Below are 14,473 nucleotides of genomic sequence, written 5' to 3'. Positions count from 1 at the left end.
AAGCAGACGAAATCGTCAGAGGTCACGATTTTTGTGCACTTTCGAAAATCTGCGAAACGGCGTGGCCGACACGTGTTTCCCAGTAACGGATTTTGTGCACGCATACGAGGTTCGCCCATTCACGCGCTGAGAATGGGCACAAAAACCGTTACCCAATTCGACACTCGCCGCGCCAGCAATCTCGAAAGCGCAGATCTGCACAAAAAACGTGACCGTCGTGCAGTGTCGCAGACGAAAATCCCGCGGAAAGCCAGCGCAAAACAGCAGTAACCGTCGCCACGAGAAGAGGGGGAGCACACAAGCCCCCGAAATCAGCACAAAAACCGTTACCCGCCTTCGCGTCAAACCCGCGTTCGTGTCCCGGAGGGCTCCTCGCAAGTTCGTGCACATTAAACGTTACCTCTTCGAAGGTCACCGCCTTGCACAAAAACCTCAACCTTCGCTCTGCCGCCCCTGTCCGCACAAAAAACGTTACCGGGGAGGGCATCGGAAGGATGCAATCCGGCGTCGATCGTGGTCGTCTGACGGGTTGCACACAAACCGTTACCACCCACGCGAACGCATGCACATAAAACGGTGCCTCTGATCGCGGCCACGCACCGCCTGATCGCCCGATGGAGCAACAAATTCTCAAAGATTCCCGCTCGAATTCCCATCTGCACTGCGGTTCTGGGCGCTTTTTCACTAGAAATACGCCCGCGTATCGTTAGCCAAGTTGCGTAATTTTTCGCGCGAAGCGTCTTTGCTGGCTGCGGTTGGTTTGTTTACTTAAACAAAGAAAACCCACTAACCCACTAACGCAAGCATCCAAATCCTTTGCCATCAAAGACTTGAGGCTGAAAAGCACCGGTCTATGTGCTGAAGGCATCGATTTATGTGCGCGGAGGTGATGTTTTTTGTGCTGGGGATGGAGAGGTCTATGTGCAGTTCGGCACGTTTTTTGTGCCGACCCTTTAGCGCGTGCTGTTTGAGGTAACGTTTATTGTGTTGACTTGTGTTCGCGGAGTGATAGAGTCGCGGCCAATATCGACGGAGAGCACGCGAATGTCGGAGGACCGCGCACGCAGGACGACCACCCAGCAGATGTCGCTCGGGTTGTTCGAGGAAATGTCCGGCCAGCCCATCAATGAGAGCACGAGGGAGATTGGCTTTCAGCGCAACAACGTTTTCGTTGCGATCAACGGGCTCGGCCTGTCGTCGCGGCGTTTTATCGATGCCGCCTACTTCATCGCGGCCCAGGAACCGCTGCCGCGCGAGATCTACGACGTCGACCTGAACTACTTCAAGTGGCTCATGCGCTACGAGAGCCGCAACGTGCGCCATCTCCAGAGCGTGATCAAGGAGGCGCAGCGCGTGCTCATCGAGGTGACGGACACGCCACCCGACCGCGCGCCCAGTGAAGACGACCAGTGGATTTCCGAGCAGCTGATGGGCAGCGTCAAGATCGGCAAGGGGCGCATCCAGTTTCGCATCCCGCCGCTGATGCTGCGTCACATTACCGGCCCGGACAAGCATCACTGGCTCAACCTGTGCATCACCGCCGCGTTTTCGCAGACTTTTGCGCGGGCGATCTACGACTACGTGCTGCCGTACGTGGGCGCGGGTTTTACCGACTGGATCGAGCTCGACGTCATGCGCCGCTGGCCGGGCAAGCTCGGATCGAGCGCCTCGGAGTTCAAGCACTTCCGGCCGAAGTATCTCGATCCAGCGGTGCGCCAGATCAACGAGCTCTCGGACATCGACCTGAGCTACGAAACCCGGGCCGACTCCGAAACCTCGCGCAAGATCAACAAGATCCGCTTCCGGCTGAAGCGTAAGGACACCGTTGCGGCCATGCTGAGCCGTCAGCCCGATGCCCACGACCTGCTGCTCACGCTGAAGGAGGAGTTCGGCCTGAGCAACAAGCAGTTCGATGTGATCGCCGAGCATCGCATGAGCTGGACCGACGAGCGCATCCAGCAGGCCATCGAGTACACGCGCTTTCGCCTCCACCAGGGCAAGGTCACCAAGAGCCCGGCCGGCTACCTGATGAAGGCGCTGAGCCACAACTGGCAGGTGTCGGAGGCCGAGCGCAAGATGGTGGCGATCCAGAGCGAGCGGGCCGCGGCCGAGAGTGCGGCGGAAACTGCGAAAGCCGCGGCCGGCAGCGCCGTGAAGCAGAGCATCGCCGCGCGCGACGAAGAAGCGCGCGCGCGCCGCAACGACGAAGTCCAGCGCGGGCGCGAGCACTTCGAAGCCGCCGACGAGAAGACCCGCAAGGAGCTCGTGCGCCTGTACATCGTGTCGCAAGCTGGCAAGCTCATGCTGCGCCGCCTGAAGCTCGAAGCCGGCGCGTTGTCGGACGCGAATATTCTCAGCCACTCGGATCTCGCGTGGTATTTCGGGCAGTTCGTGTACGCGAGGCTCAAGCAAAGCGCGGCATGAGCCATCCCGCGATGCGCGGCATGCGGTTCACAAGCCGATCTCGACGACTCCCCGGCGATGGCGGAAACTGCGCGATTAATCCGGATTCCTGATTAAGTCGCGCGGGTGAATCGTTGCTTCACACTGGCGCGTTCACACCGCCAGAGCGAGTGCACCCGAGGCCAATGCGCCCAGCATGGTGCCGCGGCAGAGCGGGGCGCCGCAGCGGCAGGCATAGTCTCGTTGCGCGTCGTCGTCGGGCTGCTCGATCTCGAGCGCGTAGTCGATGAAGAGTTCCTCGCCGGGCGCGATATCGCGGATCGCCTCGATGAACACGCGCCCGTTTCCTTCGACTGCCTCGCAGTTCGCGGCGCACGCGTGATTGAGCCAGCGCGCGCCGTTGCCGCCGCGCCCGCCGTCGATCACGCGTCCGTCGGACAGGCCGAACAGGAAGGTGTGGCTGGAGTCGCTGCGGCGCGCATTCCAGCGCGCCGCCTCGCGCCATGTGGTCACCATGCCCTTGTATTCGAAGATGCGCTCCCCGGCGTGCAATGGAAGCAGTGCGAATACACCTTTGCCATGCACCGGCGATTGCCGGACGGTCACACGTTTCATAGTCGTAGCAATGGCGCGGTGGGTTGGGGGAGATGCCGAGTATATGCCGAGAAAATGTCGGCGCGTACAGTGTGACAGCAGCCTTTGCGGCGATTCCATCGTCGTACGTGATGGGGTAGATTGGCGTGGCGCCTGAAACCCGTTTTCCCCCTCGGAGACCCCGATCGATGCATCGAGATGAAACCCACGACTCCGCGCCGGAGCGCAAGCACGCGGACCTGCAGCATGACGCGCGCGAGTTGCCGCCCGAACTCGTGAGCGCGCTGGACGGCGGGCACCTCGAGGCCCGCGCGGACGAAGCTTTCCGCCTTTCGACCGTGAGCGCCGATGGCTGGCCGCACGGTGCGCAACTGAGCGTAGGGGAAGTGCTGGCGCTCGACGCGCGGACCCTGCTCGTGGCGATGTGGCCGCGCTCGAACACCGCACAGAACATGCTGCGCGAAGCGCGCCTCACGCTGACGCTGGTGCACGACGGCGCGGTGCTGGAGATACGCGCGCAGGCAAGCCTGATTGCGGAGCATCAGACAGCGCTCGACCTCAGCGTGTTTCGCCTGAGCATCGAGCGCGTGGAGGTGCATCGCGCGAAATATGCCGAGGTGCTGAGCGGGGTGACATTCCGCCTGCACGAGCGCGAGAAGGTGATGGCGCGCTGGCGCGAGCAGATTGCGATGTTGCGCACGCACGCCGCGCAGCCATGAGCGCGGGTGTCAGAGACTGCTTTTACTCAATCGAGCACCAGCGAGCCCAGCGCGAACGCCCCCAGCGCCGCGATGGAAATCGCGATCCAGTACGCCAGATTCCATTGCGGCGCGAGGCCCGCGTGCCGCAGCGCCTTCACGCGGCGCCCATGCTGGACCACGGCGGCCAGCAGGGCGAGCGTCCCGACCACCACCATCGCGGTGCCGACGATCCGCGGTGACCAGGTCGCGCCAAAGCGCGCTACGATGGCCTCGCCGCGCTGCCCCTGCACATACTCGAAGAATTTCGCCAGCGTGAAGCCAAAGCTGATCATCGACAGCGAGGTTCGCAGCCACGCCATCAGCGTGCGCTCGGCCGCGAGAAACGTTCGCTCGACCGCGAGTGCCGTGCGCGCACGCGTCTGCAGGGTGCCTTCGTCGGACTTCACGGGCGCCGACGGGGCGGTGTCCGGGATGGTGTGAGGCGCTGGGTCGTGGGAAGTCATGGGCTTGCTTCCATGGCGTGAGGGGGATCAGGCTGCGCGGCGGCGCAGCCATTTCACGTAGGGAATCGCCAGTAGCGTGTACAGGATCAGATACAGCACCGACTCGTGCACGGGATCCGATCGGCGGGCGCCACGAAAAACAGCAAATAATATTAAGGATGACTATCCAGAATAATTACCGATGCCCGCCGCCGGCGGCATCCGTCATTTTCTCGATCACCTGGTCCACGCCGAAGCTGGCCGCCTTCTGGCGCGGCGGGTACTCCCTGAACGATTCGAGGAATTCGGCCACGCCCGCCTGCGCCGGCACCAGTATGAAGGCGTGATCGGGCAGCCAGTCGTAGTACGTGTTGGAGATAATGTCCGCTCGCTCGTACGGGTCGGTTCGCAGGTTGAATATCTTCGGCGCGCGCAGCGTGACGGGTGGCTCGGCCCATACCCGCAACGTGCCGGCCGAGCGCTGCTCCATGAAAACGACCTTCCAGTTGTCGAACCGCAGACATGCGAGATCGCCGTCGTCGGTGAAATACAGGAAGCCCTTGCGATCCGGCTTTTTCTCCTTGCCTTTGAAGTAGGGCACCAGACTGAAGCCGTCCAGATGCACCTTGAATTCCTTGTTGTTGGCCTTGAAGCCCTTCTTGAGCTTTTCCTTGATGTCTCCGCCGCCCGCGGCATCGACGATGGTGGGCAGCCAGTCGAGGTGGCTCACGATTTTGTTGCATACGGTGCCGGGCTTGATGACGCCTGGCCAGCGCACGAGGCAGGGCAAGCGGAACGCGCCTTCCCAGTTCGAGTTCTTCTCGTTGCGGAACGGCGTCATGCCGGCGTCGGGCCACGAGTTCATGTGCGGGCCGTTGTCGGTGCTGTACATGACCATCGTGTTGTCCGCGATGCCCAACTCGTCGAGCAGCTTGAGCATCTCGCCGATATGCTTGTCGTGCTCGATCATGCAGTCGTGGTACTCCGACTGCCAGCGGCCGGCCTGGCCGTCGGACCAGCAATGCAGTACGCCGCGCGGGCCGTACTTCTTGCGGAACTCGGGGAATTCCTTGGGATCGGGATAGTCGGGCAGCTCCGGCTGTTCGTCACCGCATGGCGATCCATCCAGAAGCCGCGAACGCTAACCTTGTGCGCCGGCGCTTCCTCGGGATAGTGGTGATTGGAACCCATGAGGAAGGCGTCGCCGGGGATGCGGACCATTCCGGGCGGGGCGCCCGGCGCGGCGTCCTTGGAGGGGCCGTTTGTCTCTGATGCGGGGTGAACCATGAGCAGTCTGGACGTTGGAGTGCTTCGGCGGGATCCGCGTGCGAGCGCTCCGAATGTACCGTGACTCTGGCTGGCCGGCGCGCTGCAGGGATGCGGGTAGCAGCTTCAAGTATTGCAGTGGCGAGGAGCCTTCCATATCGGTAGAGGGGACAACGCAATTGCCCTCAAGGGCAACTGCACGAAATCTCCAGCCGTTGAAAGCGCGTTTCATATTGCGGAGTCCGCCGGAAATTTTCGAGGCGCCATTTTTTCGCCACCCGAAAACCTGTTTTGTATCGCAAAAACGCGCGCCTATCTCATTGAATTTAAAGCATAAATTATGTCTTATGTCTTATATAAGACTTCACCGAAACGCTGCGGGCGGCGTTACTATTGAGTCATGCAGTTCGCTTCGACAAACGCGGCGGCACGCTGAAACCATTCAATCAAACGCGCTTTGCTCTTAGGAGAGACACATGGCCCAGTATCAAGACGACATCAAGGCAGTGGCTGGCTTGAAGGAAAACCACGGCAGCGCCTGGAATGCCATCAATCCCGAATACGCCGCCCGCATGCGTGCCCAGAACAAGTTCAAGACGGGTCTGGACATCGCGAAGTACACCGCGAAGATCATGCGCGCCGACATGGCCGCCTACGACGCCGATCCGTCGAAGTACACGCAGTCGCTGGGTTGCTGGCACGGTTTCATCGGCCAGCAGAAGATGATCTCCATCAAGAAGCACTTCAACAGCACCGAACGCCGCTATCTGTACCTGTCGGGCTGGATGGTGGCCGCGCTGCGCTCCGAGTTCGGCCCGCTGCCGGACCAGTCGATGCACGAAAAGACCTCGGTCAGCGCGCTGATCCGCGAGCTGTACACGTTCCTGCGCCAGGCCGACGCCCGTGAGCTGGGCGGTCTGTTCCGCGAACTCGACGCCGCAAAGGACGCCGCCGCCAAGGCCGCGATCCAGGAAAAGATCGACAACCACGTCACGCACGTGGTGCCCATCATCGCCGACATCGACGCGGGTTTCGGCAACGCTGAAGCCACGTATCTGCTGGCCAAGCAGTTCATCGAAGCGGGCGCATGCTGCATCCAGATCGAAAACCAGGTGTCGGACGAGAAGCAGTGCGGCCACCAGGACGGCAAGGTCACCGTGCCGCACGAGGACTTCCTCGCGAAGATCCGCGCGATCCGCTACGCGTTCCTCGAACTGGGCGTGGACGACGGCATCATCGTGGCGCGCACCGACTCGCTGGGCGCCGGCCTGACCAAGCAGATCGCCGTGACCCGCACGCCGGGCGACCTGGGCGACCAGTACAACTCGTTCCTCGATTGCGAAGAGCTGTCGGCTGACCAACTGGGCAACGGCGACGTGATCATCAAGCGCGACGGCAAGCTGCTGCGTCCGAAGCGCCTGCCGAGCAACCTGTTCCAGTTCCGCGCCAGCACGGGCGAAGCGCGCTGCGTGCTCGATTGCGTCACCGCGCTGCAAAACGGCGCCGACCTGCTGTGGATCGAAACCGAAAAGCCGCATATCGCGCAGATCGGCGGCATGGTCAGCGAGATCCGCAAGGTCATCCCGAACGCGAAGCTGGTCTACAACAACAGCCCGTCGTTCAACTGGACGCTGAACTTCCGCCAGCAGGCATACGACGCGATGAAGGCCGAGGGCAAGGATGTGTCGGCCTACGAGCGTGGCCAGCTGATGAGCGTGGAATACGATCAGACCGAACTGGCGAAGCTTGCCGACGAAAAGATCCGCACGTTCCAGGCCGATGCGTCGCGCGAAGCCGGCATCTTCCACCACCTGATCACGCTGCCGACGTACCACACCGCAGCACTGTCGACCGATAACCTCGCGAAGGAATACTTCGGCGACCAGGGCATGCTCGGTTATGTGGCTGGTGTGCAGCGCAAGGAAATCCGCCAGGGCATCGCGTGTGTGAAGCACCAGAACATGTCGGGCTCGGACATCGGCGACGACCATAAGGAATACTTCAGCGGCGAAGCAGCGCTGAAGGCGGCGGGTAAGGACAACACGATGAACCAGTTCTGATATCGGCAGTACCCGAAGCGAAACGCCAACCCGGTAATAATACGGGTTGGTGTTTTTTTATCCGGGCAATAAATCTCGCCAGGCGATTGTGCCAGGCGATAGCGTGTTATTCAACACGGGCTACCACGCCTTCTCCCCATCGGCCCCCGCCGCACCAATCTCCCCCGTAGCCAGCGCGAGCGACGCAGCCGCAGACAGTGCCGCGCTATAGCTGTCCGCCGCCGCATTCTGCGCGGCAATCAACTGGTTCTGCGCGAGCAGCGCGTCGGTGATCGAGCCCACGCCATGCCGGTACGCCGTGAAGGCCGCGTCGTAAGTCGTTTGCGCGGCGGCGAGCAGTTCCCTGGCGGCATCGTTCGACGCGAGGTTCGTGGAAAGCGCGTTCTGCGCGGCAACGACCTGGCGGACCGCTTCTTCCTTGGTCCGGGTCAAGCGCGCCCCTGCGCTGTCCGCGTCGTTGCGCGCCTGCATCAGCACGGCGGAGCGCAAGCCGCCGTTGTATAGCGGGATCAATGCGCGAATCCGCACCGATCCACCGCTTTATCCGTGGATCAAGCTCTCGGGGCGTTGGCTTGAGCTTGCTGGATTCGAAGCTGGCCAGCGCGTGAGGATCGCAGTCGAACACGGCAGGCTCGTCATCACGCATGACTGAACGACGCTGCAAACAACAAACCCGGCTGCGGCCGGGTTTGTTGTTTTTGAATTACTGAGGATTGCTCTCCAACTCCTTGATCCCGTCTTCCAGCATTGCTTTGAACTCATTCAGATCGAAGTGCCATGCACCGTTGTTAGCCGCAGGATAGATCTCTATCTCGTAGTCTCGGCCCGGCTCCTTCGATATTTCAGCAACCTGCCTGTTCTCATAAAATATTTCGAAGACCACGCTTTCACGATCAGGTGGGCTCGTCACCATTGCACCTAATTTGCTCATTTTGCTTTTGGCTCCAAGAAGGTGATGAATTTTCCGTCTGCACTATAACGAAGGCCGCGTCCATCAGGTGCTGTAACGTCGATAACATCGCCGAAGCGACCCGTATTCCGTTGAATTACAGTGCTACCCGGATCATTCAGGATTTCGTCGACAATTTTCTGCCCTTGCTCGTTAATCGCTGCGGGATTTCCTTTGGCAGAGGGAAATGCACTACCGTCTCGCCCACCGTGTTTTTGCAATGCTCTGCCAGCGCCAGTTAACTCACCCGATCTATCAGACGAATCTGGTACCTTCGCAGCATCAGACAGGTCGCTGGCACTCTTTCCGCCGAACGACTGATCGCCATTTCCGCTATTGAGCGTCGCGTTACCCGGAATGTACCCCGGCGTTCCCGGCGTTACTGCCGGCACCACCGTGCACACCGGCGGCACACATACCGCAACCGGAACCGCTGAACCACCCGTCGCCGGAGGCTTCGAATTCCCACCGGGCCCGTTCAGGTCATCCGGGCTCACATACGGCCCCTGCGGCCCGTTCGCATTCACCAGCGCCGCGAACTGGTTCGCCAGATTTTCCGCGCCACGTCCCGCACTGGCAAGCTGGTCGCCAATCCAGCCAAGCGCAGAATTGGCCGTGCTGCCCTGACCGTCGCCGTTGCCCGTACTTCGATTGTAGAGGTCCGCATTGCTCGCCGCGAACGCACCAGCGCCGCCGCCAACCAGCGCGCCCATGCCGCCCGCGAGGATGTTGGCCGCCACGTTGCCCGCCATCTGCGCCGCATCGCCGCCGCCCAGCGCATCGCGCGTGCCGTTGGCCAGACGGTTCAGGTCGCCCGCCGCCCAGGCGGCCACTCCCGCGCCCGCGGCACCGCCTGTCGCTCCGAACGCACTGCCGCCACCCAGGCCGCCAAGCAGCGCACCGCCCGCAATATGCAACTCCGTGCGGGCCTGGCCGCCTTCACTCCACGACTTCACATCGGCCATTGCCGCGTTATAGGCGTCCATGTCGCCGGACGCCTTTGCAGCATCCGCTGCCTTCTGCGCATCGGCCTGCTTTCCATCTGCATAGGCCGCGATATTTTGCGCCACCGCCTGGCCCGCCGCCTGCGCAGCCTGCATCGTGTCAGCCTGCTGGTTCAGGATGGTGTTCACGTCCGGCGTTTTCGCGACGGTGCCGTTCGTGTCCACCGTGTCACGACTGAGTGTGGCAACGTCCTGCGTCTGCCCGCCTTGATTCGTCACATTGATCGTGCCCGCACTCACCGCGCTGCGCGTCGTGGCGCTCGAATCACCACTCTCGTTGAGCGCCATCGGAATCCCGCCGCCCGAGCCGCTCACCGAACCCGGACCCGTCGCCTTGCCCGTGCTGCCAGCGCCCATGCCCGCGCTGATCCCCGCGCTATTGGCCGAGTAGTGCGACTGGTTCTGGATATCCGAGAAGGAGAGGGTGCCGGTCGTGAGGCTGTTTTTCGAGGCATCCGCCTCACTGGTGATGACCGCACCCGTCAGGTCCGTGTTGCCCTTCACGTTGATATCAAACCCACCTGTACCCGCATTGATCCCGGCCTGTTCGTTCACGCCCGCATATTTGCCGTCCGCATGGCCGTTCTGCGCGCTGATGCTCGCGCTGCCGCCGCCCTGGCTGATCGTGAAGCCGCCGCCCGCACTGCTTTGATGCGCGGCGCTGTTCGTCACGTCCTGCACGCTGGCGATGTTCAGGTTGCCGCCAACGTCTGCGATGACCTTGCCGCCGTTGACCTGCGAACCGATGATGTTCGTGTCGCCGCCGGACACAACCGTCACGCTGTCCTTGCCGTTCACGTGCGACGCGTTCTGGATCTGTGCATCGCTGTTCGCATCGCCGTGCGCGTTGCTCATCGATGCCGAGACACCGAAGCCACCGACCAGCGTGTACTGCACGCCCACGCTCGCGCTGCTGGAGCTGTTCGAACTGCGCGTCGAGTCGGTGTCGGTCGTGTTGATGACGTTCACCTGGTTCTTTGCCGCAAGCACGACATCGTTCGCGTTCACGTTCGATCCGGCAATCGTGACATTGCCCGAGCCCGGCGTGCCGTCGCCGGTCGCCACAAACGCCGCCGTGCCACCCGCCTGCACGGTCGAGCCGCTGTGGATCGTCCGCTCCTCGCTGGCATCGCTGCGGCTCTGGCTGGTGCCGAACGAAATCTTCACGCCGATATCCGGCTTGTCGCCCTTCGCCGCCGATACCAGGCCTGCTCCCGCCATGTAGGCATCGTTGGCCGCCGCGATGCCGTGCAGGGCCGCCGCGCGGCTGTCGCCGTTGCCCGACGAGTTGCTCACCGCCTGTGTTTCCGATATCGCATTGTTGATCGCATCGCCCATACTGCCTGCCAGCCCGACCGTGAAGCCGCTCTGTTTCATCTCGTGCGACTCGTCGTGACGCGTCGCGCCTTGGGCGGCCTCGATGGTCACGTTTGAGCCGGTGCCCGTCACGTTCCGCGCGGCGATGACATCGCTGCCCGTGACACGCAGGTTCTTGCCCGCAGCCATGTTCACGCTGCCGTCCGTGCTGCCGACGAGGCTCGCGTTGTTCGTCACCGCCGTGTCGTGCGCGGTGTCCTTCTGGTCGCGCGTGCCAACGTTCAGGGAGAAGCCACCGCCGCTCATCGCGCCCAGGCCCGACTTCTTCTCCTCGTGGAAGGTGCTGCTCTGGCGGGTGTCCTGCGTCGTGGTCACGCTCAGGTTGTTCGCCGCCGCGAGGTTCACGTCATTCGTGGCCGCCACCGTCGAGCCGCTGATCGTCATGTCGTGCCCGGCCGCGCCGTTCACGGAATCGCCGGCCAGCGTCGAGCCGATCGTGACGACCTGATGCGATTCCGATGCGTCCGTGGTCTGCGTCCTGGCGAGGAAGCCGGAGGAATCGTGATGCGACCAGGACTGCGCATCGTGCGTTTCCGTGACGCCGCCGATGTTGACGTCGCCGGCTGCGGCAACGGTCGTTGCGCCGGTTGCCGCCGTGACGCTGGAGCCCATGATGTTCAGGTCGCCGCTGCCGCCCTGGCCGGCGGCGAGCGTCGTGTTGCCGCCCGCGCTGACGCTGCTGCCCTGCACCCGCTCGTCGTAGCTCGAACGCTTCGACTGCGCGATGCTGCCGCCCATCGACTGGCCGCTGTACGAGGCGGTGTCCTTCGCCGCCGTCACGGTCAGGTTTGCGCCTGCGCCCATTGCCACGTCGCCGCCTGCGGCGACGCTCGAACCCGTGAGCGTCGTATCGCGTCCCGAGAGGGTCGTCACGTTGCCCGCGCCGGTGATGGCGCTGCCGGCTTCATGGGTCGCCACGACGTGCCTGCCGTTCAGGGCGTCCGTCGTTCCGGCGTCGTGCGTCGCCGTGAGTGTGACCGTCCCCGCGTCGATGTCGCGGCCTGCTGCGACGGTCGTGTCGCCGCCCGAGGCGATGGCCGAGCCCGCCAGCTTCATGTCGCGCGCGGCGACGGCGCTCACGCTGTTCGAGCCCGATATCGCCGCCACCGACTGAACCGCCATGCCGCTCGCACTCGAATGGAATCCCGGCTTTCGGGGCGATGGCTTGAGCTCGCGGGCTTTGAAGCCGGGCAGCAGGTGAGGATCGAGGTCGAACACAGCAGGCTCGTCATCATGCCGGATTGAACAGCTCCATAAACAACCAACCCGGCCGCAGCCGGGTTTGTTTTGTTACTGCTTCTTCTGGCGCAAGATCTCACACAGATTGGCGATCAGCTCTTCAGCATCTCTCTTGTAGCGTTCGTTCCACGCTGCCGCCCAGTCGCTCGGGTTTCCTGCGGACTCCCATTCCGACAACGCCAAGGCATTAACTATTTCAAGCTCAAACCAGCAGGCGCTATAAGCAGATTTCTGCTGCTCATCTTGATCACCATTGTCATGCAATACTTCAGATTCCTGCACGAAGCGCGCATATGTAAGGTGGTCTCTTGCTGCTGTTTTAGCGCGCTCAAGTATATCGACAGCCCGCATGTCATTTCCCGTACTTAACTGTAATCACTTTGCCTTCGCTATTCGTAACCACCGAAACATTATTGACCGAATCATAAAACACTGTCGTACCTCCACGGCTTGGCGTTGGCACGCCATTTTCGATCGTGTTCTGTATGACCGATGGCGTTAACCCTCGATCCTGCATACGGTCGAATGCGTGGCCCGCGTAGTCTGTGCCGTCTACGGCTCCCGGCGTGTTTCGCGTAGGCTGATACGACGGATTCTTCGGTTGATTGAACTGGTTAGACTTGCTACCCATAGGAAGCGACGCCTCGGAGTCGCCGCTGTTTGATGCCTGAGCATCATCTCCGCCACTACTCTGCGTCGCATTACCTGGAACGTATCCAGGCGTTCCCGGAGTCGCCGCCGGCACCACTGCGCACACTGGGGGCGTAACACACACCGCTACCGGCACCGCCGAACCACCTGTTGCCGGCGGCTTCGAGTTACCGCCCGGCCCGTTCAGGTCATCCGGGCTCACATACGGCCCTTGCGGCCCGTTCGCGTTCACCAGCCCCGCAAACTGGTTCGCCAGATTTTGCGCGCCACGTCCTGCGCTCGCAAGCTGATCGCCAATCCAGCCAAGCGCAGAATTGGCCGTGCTGCCCTGACCGTCGCCGTTGCCCGTACTTCGATTGTAGAGGTCCGCATTGCTCGCCGCGAACGCACCAGCGCCGCCGCCAACCAGCGCGCCCATGCCGCCCGCGAGGATGTTGGCCGCCACGTTGCCCGCCATCTGCGCCGCATCGCCGCCGCCCAGCGCATCGCGCGTGCCGTTGGCCAGACGGTTCAGGTCGCCCGCCGCCCAGGCGGCCACTCCCGCGCCCGCGGCACCGCCTGTCGCTCCGAACGCACTGCCGCCACCCAGGCCGCCAAGCAGCGCACCGCCCGCAATATGCAACTCCGTGCGGGCCTGGCCGCCTTCACTCCACGACTTCACATCGGCCATTGCCGCGTTATAGGCGTCCATGTCGCCGGACGCCTTTGCAGCATCCGCTGCCTTCTGCGCATCGGCCTGCTTTCCATCCGCATAGGCCGCGATATTTTGCGCCACCGCCTGGCCCGCCGCCTGCGCAGCCTGCATCGTGTCAGCCTGCTGGTTCAGGATGGTGTTCACGTCCGGCGTTTTCGCGACGGTGCCGTTCGTGTCCACCGTGTCACGACTGAGTGTGGCAACGTCCTGCGTCTGCCCGCCTTGATTCGTCACATTGATCGTGCCCGCACTCACCGCGCTGCGCGTCGTGGCGCTCGAATCACCACTCTCGTTGAGCGCCATCGGAATCCCGCCGCCCGAGCCGCTCACCGAACCCGGACCCGTCGCCTTGCCCGTGCTGCCAGCGCCCATGCCCGCGCTGATCCCCGCGCTATTGGCCGAGTAGTGCGACTGGTTCTGGATATCCGAGAAGGAGAGGGTGCCGGTCGTGAGGCTGTTTTTCGAGGCATCCGCCTCACTGGTGATGACCGCACCCGTCAGGTCCGTATTCCCCTTCACGTTGATATCAAACCCACCCGCACCGGCATTGATTCCGGCCTGTCCGTTCACGCCCGCATATTTGCCGTCCGCGTGGCCGTTCTGCGCGCTGATGCTCGCGCTGCCGCCGCCCTGGCTGATGGTAAAGCCGCCGCCCGCACTGCTCTGGTGCGCGGCGCTGTTCGTCACGTCCTGCACGCTGGCGATGTTCAGGTTGCCGCCAACGTCTGCGATGACCTTGCCGCCGTTGACCTGCGAACCGATGATGTTCGTGTCGCCGCCGGACACAACCGTCACGCTGTCCTTGCCGTTCACGTGCGACGCGTTCTGGATCTGTGCATCGCTGTTCGCATCGACGTGCGCGTTGCTCATCGATGCCGAGACACCGAAGCCACCGACCAGCGTGTACTGCACGCCCACGCTCGCGCTGCTGGAGCTGTTCGAACTGCGCGTCGAGTCGGTGTCGGTCGTGTTGATGACGTTCACCTGGTTCTTTGCCGCAAGCACGACATCGTTCGCGTTCACGTTCGATCCGGCAATCGTGACATTGCCCGA

Annotated in this window: 13 protein-coding genes and 2 pseudogenes; 5 read left to right on the top strand and 10 right to left on the bottom strand. The window is 62.6% G+C overall.

Annotation, left to right across the window (positions count from 1 at the left end):
- The first annotated feature begins 1,044 nt into the window (after positions 1–1,044).
- Entirely contained in the window at positions 1,045–2,424 is a 1,380-nt protein-coding gene (locus tag NH14_RS32465) for a replication initiation protein (RefSeq protein WP_035533711.1), read from the top strand.
- 132 nt (positions 2,425–2,556) lie between these two features.
- Here NH14_RS32465 and NH14_RS32460 read toward each other — a convergent pair whose 3' ends face one another.
- A complete protein-coding gene (locus NH14_RS32460) occupies positions 2,557–3,018 on the bottom strand; it encodes an SET domain-containing protein (RefSeq protein WP_035533710.1) in 462 nt (153 codons plus the stop codon).
- Between the two features lie 167 nt (positions 3,019–3,185).
- Between NH14_RS32460 and NH14_RS32455 the strand changes: the two genes are divergently transcribed.
- A complete protein-coding gene (locus NH14_RS32455) occupies positions 3,186–3,716 on the top strand; it encodes a pyridoxamine 5'-phosphate oxidase family protein (protein WP_052148518.1) in 531 nt (176 codons plus the stop codon).
- A gap of 26 nt (positions 3,717–3,742) precedes the next feature.
- Here the strand turns inward: NH14_RS32455 and NH14_RS32450 are convergent, their stop codons facing one another.
- The 3 genes from NH14_RS32450 to NH14_RS34080 all read right to left on the bottom strand — a co-directional run bounded on the left by NH14_RS32450 (position 3,743) and on the right by NH14_RS34080 (position 5,371).
- The gene (locus NH14_RS32450) at positions 3,743–4,201 is read right to left on the bottom strand and encodes a YidH family protein (RefSeq protein WP_052148517.1); all 459 of its coding nucleotides are present in this window, start codon (positions 4,199–4,201) and stop codon (positions 3,743–3,745) included.
- A gap of 175 nt (positions 4,202–4,376) precedes the next feature.
- The gene (locus tag NH14_RS32445; protein ID WP_269151904.1) at positions 4,377–5,207 is read right to left on the bottom strand and encodes a sulfatase-like hydrolase/transferase; all 831 of its coding nucleotides are present in this window, start codon (positions 5,205–5,207) and stop codon (positions 4,377–4,379) included.
- Positions 5,147–5,371 (bottom strand): hypothetical protein, encoded by a 225-nt coding sequence (locus NH14_RS34080; RefSeq protein ID WP_331253483.1) that lies wholly within the window; start codon positions 5,369–5,371, stop codon positions 5,147–5,149. Before NH14_RS34080 ends, NH14_RS32445 begins: the two co-directional genes overlap by 61 nt.
- Positions 5,372–5,922: 551 nt before the next feature.
- Between NH14_RS34080 and NH14_RS32435 the strand changes: the two genes are divergently transcribed.
- Positions 5,923–7,506 carry an isocitrate lyase gene (locus tag NH14_RS32435; protein ID WP_035533709.1) on the top strand — a complete coding sequence of 528 codons (1,584 nt, stop codon included), beginning with the start codon at positions 5,923–5,925 and terminating at the stop codon, positions 7,504–7,506.
- Between the two features lie 120 nt (positions 7,507–7,626).
- Here NH14_RS32435 and NH14_RS32430 read toward each other — a convergent pair.
- Positions 7,627–8,019: pseudogene (locus NH14_RS32430) on the bottom strand (TolC family protein); the annotation flags it as partial.
- Between NH14_RS32430 and NH14_RS34075 the strand changes: the two are divergent.
- Positions 7,925–8,158: a SymE family type I addiction module toxin gene (locus NH14_RS34075; protein WP_152617310.1), complete on the top strand. Its 234-nt coding sequence runs from the start codon at positions 7,925–7,927 to the stop codon at positions 8,156–8,158. The pseudogene NH14_RS32430 and the gene NH14_RS34075 sit on opposite strands and share 95 nt — an antisense overlap.
- Before the next feature lie 51 nt (positions 8,159–8,209).
- Here the strand turns inward: NH14_RS34075 and NH14_RS32420 are convergent, their stop codons facing one another.
- The 3 genes and pseudogenes from NH14_RS32420 to NH14_RS33965 form a co-directional block, all read right to left on the bottom strand.
- A complete protein-coding gene (locus tag NH14_RS32420; protein WP_035533706.1) occupies positions 8,210–8,437 on the bottom strand; it encodes a hypothetical protein in 228 nt (75 codons plus the stop codon).
- On the bottom strand, positions 8,434–9,168 hold the full coding sequence (locus NH14_RS34230) for a tRNase toxin domain-containing protein (RefSeq protein WP_508613270.1): 735 nt from the start codon (positions 9,166–9,168) through the stop codon (positions 8,434–8,436). The genes NH14_RS32420 and NH14_RS34230 overlap by 4 nt, the downstream gene beginning before the upstream one ends.
- 116 nt (positions 9,169–9,284) lie before the next feature.
- A pseudogene (locus NH14_RS33965) lies at positions 9,285–11,991 on the bottom strand (hemagglutinin repeat-containing protein); the annotation flags it as partial.
- Between NH14_RS33965 and NH14_RS32410 the strand changes: the two are divergent.
- Complete coding sequence (locus NH14_RS32410) at positions 11,974–12,081, top strand: SymE family type I addiction module toxin (RefSeq protein ID WP_084226042.1); 108 nt, start codon at positions 11,974–11,976, stop codon at positions 12,079–12,081. The pseudogene NH14_RS33965 and the gene NH14_RS32410 sit on opposite strands and share 18 nt — an antisense overlap.
- Positions 12,082–12,126: 45 nt before the next feature.
- Here the strand turns inward: NH14_RS32410 and NH14_RS32405 are convergent, their stop codons facing one another.
- Both NH14_RS32405 and NH14_RS32400 read right to left on the bottom strand, forming a co-directional pair.
- Positions 12,127–12,426 carry a hypothetical protein gene (locus NH14_RS32405; RefSeq protein ID WP_035535508.1) on the bottom strand — a complete coding sequence of 100 codons (300 nt, stop codon included), beginning with the start codon at positions 12,424–12,426 and terminating at the stop codon, positions 12,127–12,129.
- A gap of 1 nt (position 12,427) precedes the next feature.
- Positions 12,428–14,473: hemagglutinin repeat-containing protein (locus NH14_RS32400; RefSeq protein WP_202031858.1), on the bottom strand; the 2,046-nt coding region annotated here is incomplete at its 5' end.

It is taken from the genome of Paraburkholderia sacchari (assembly GCF_000785435.2).
Taxonomy (GTDB): Bacteria; Pseudomonadota; Gammaproteobacteria; order Burkholderiales; family Burkholderiaceae; genus Paraburkholderia; species Paraburkholderia sacchari.
Note: the sequence above shows the minus strand (reverse complement) of the source record. Positions and strands in the feature narration are given on the sequence as shown.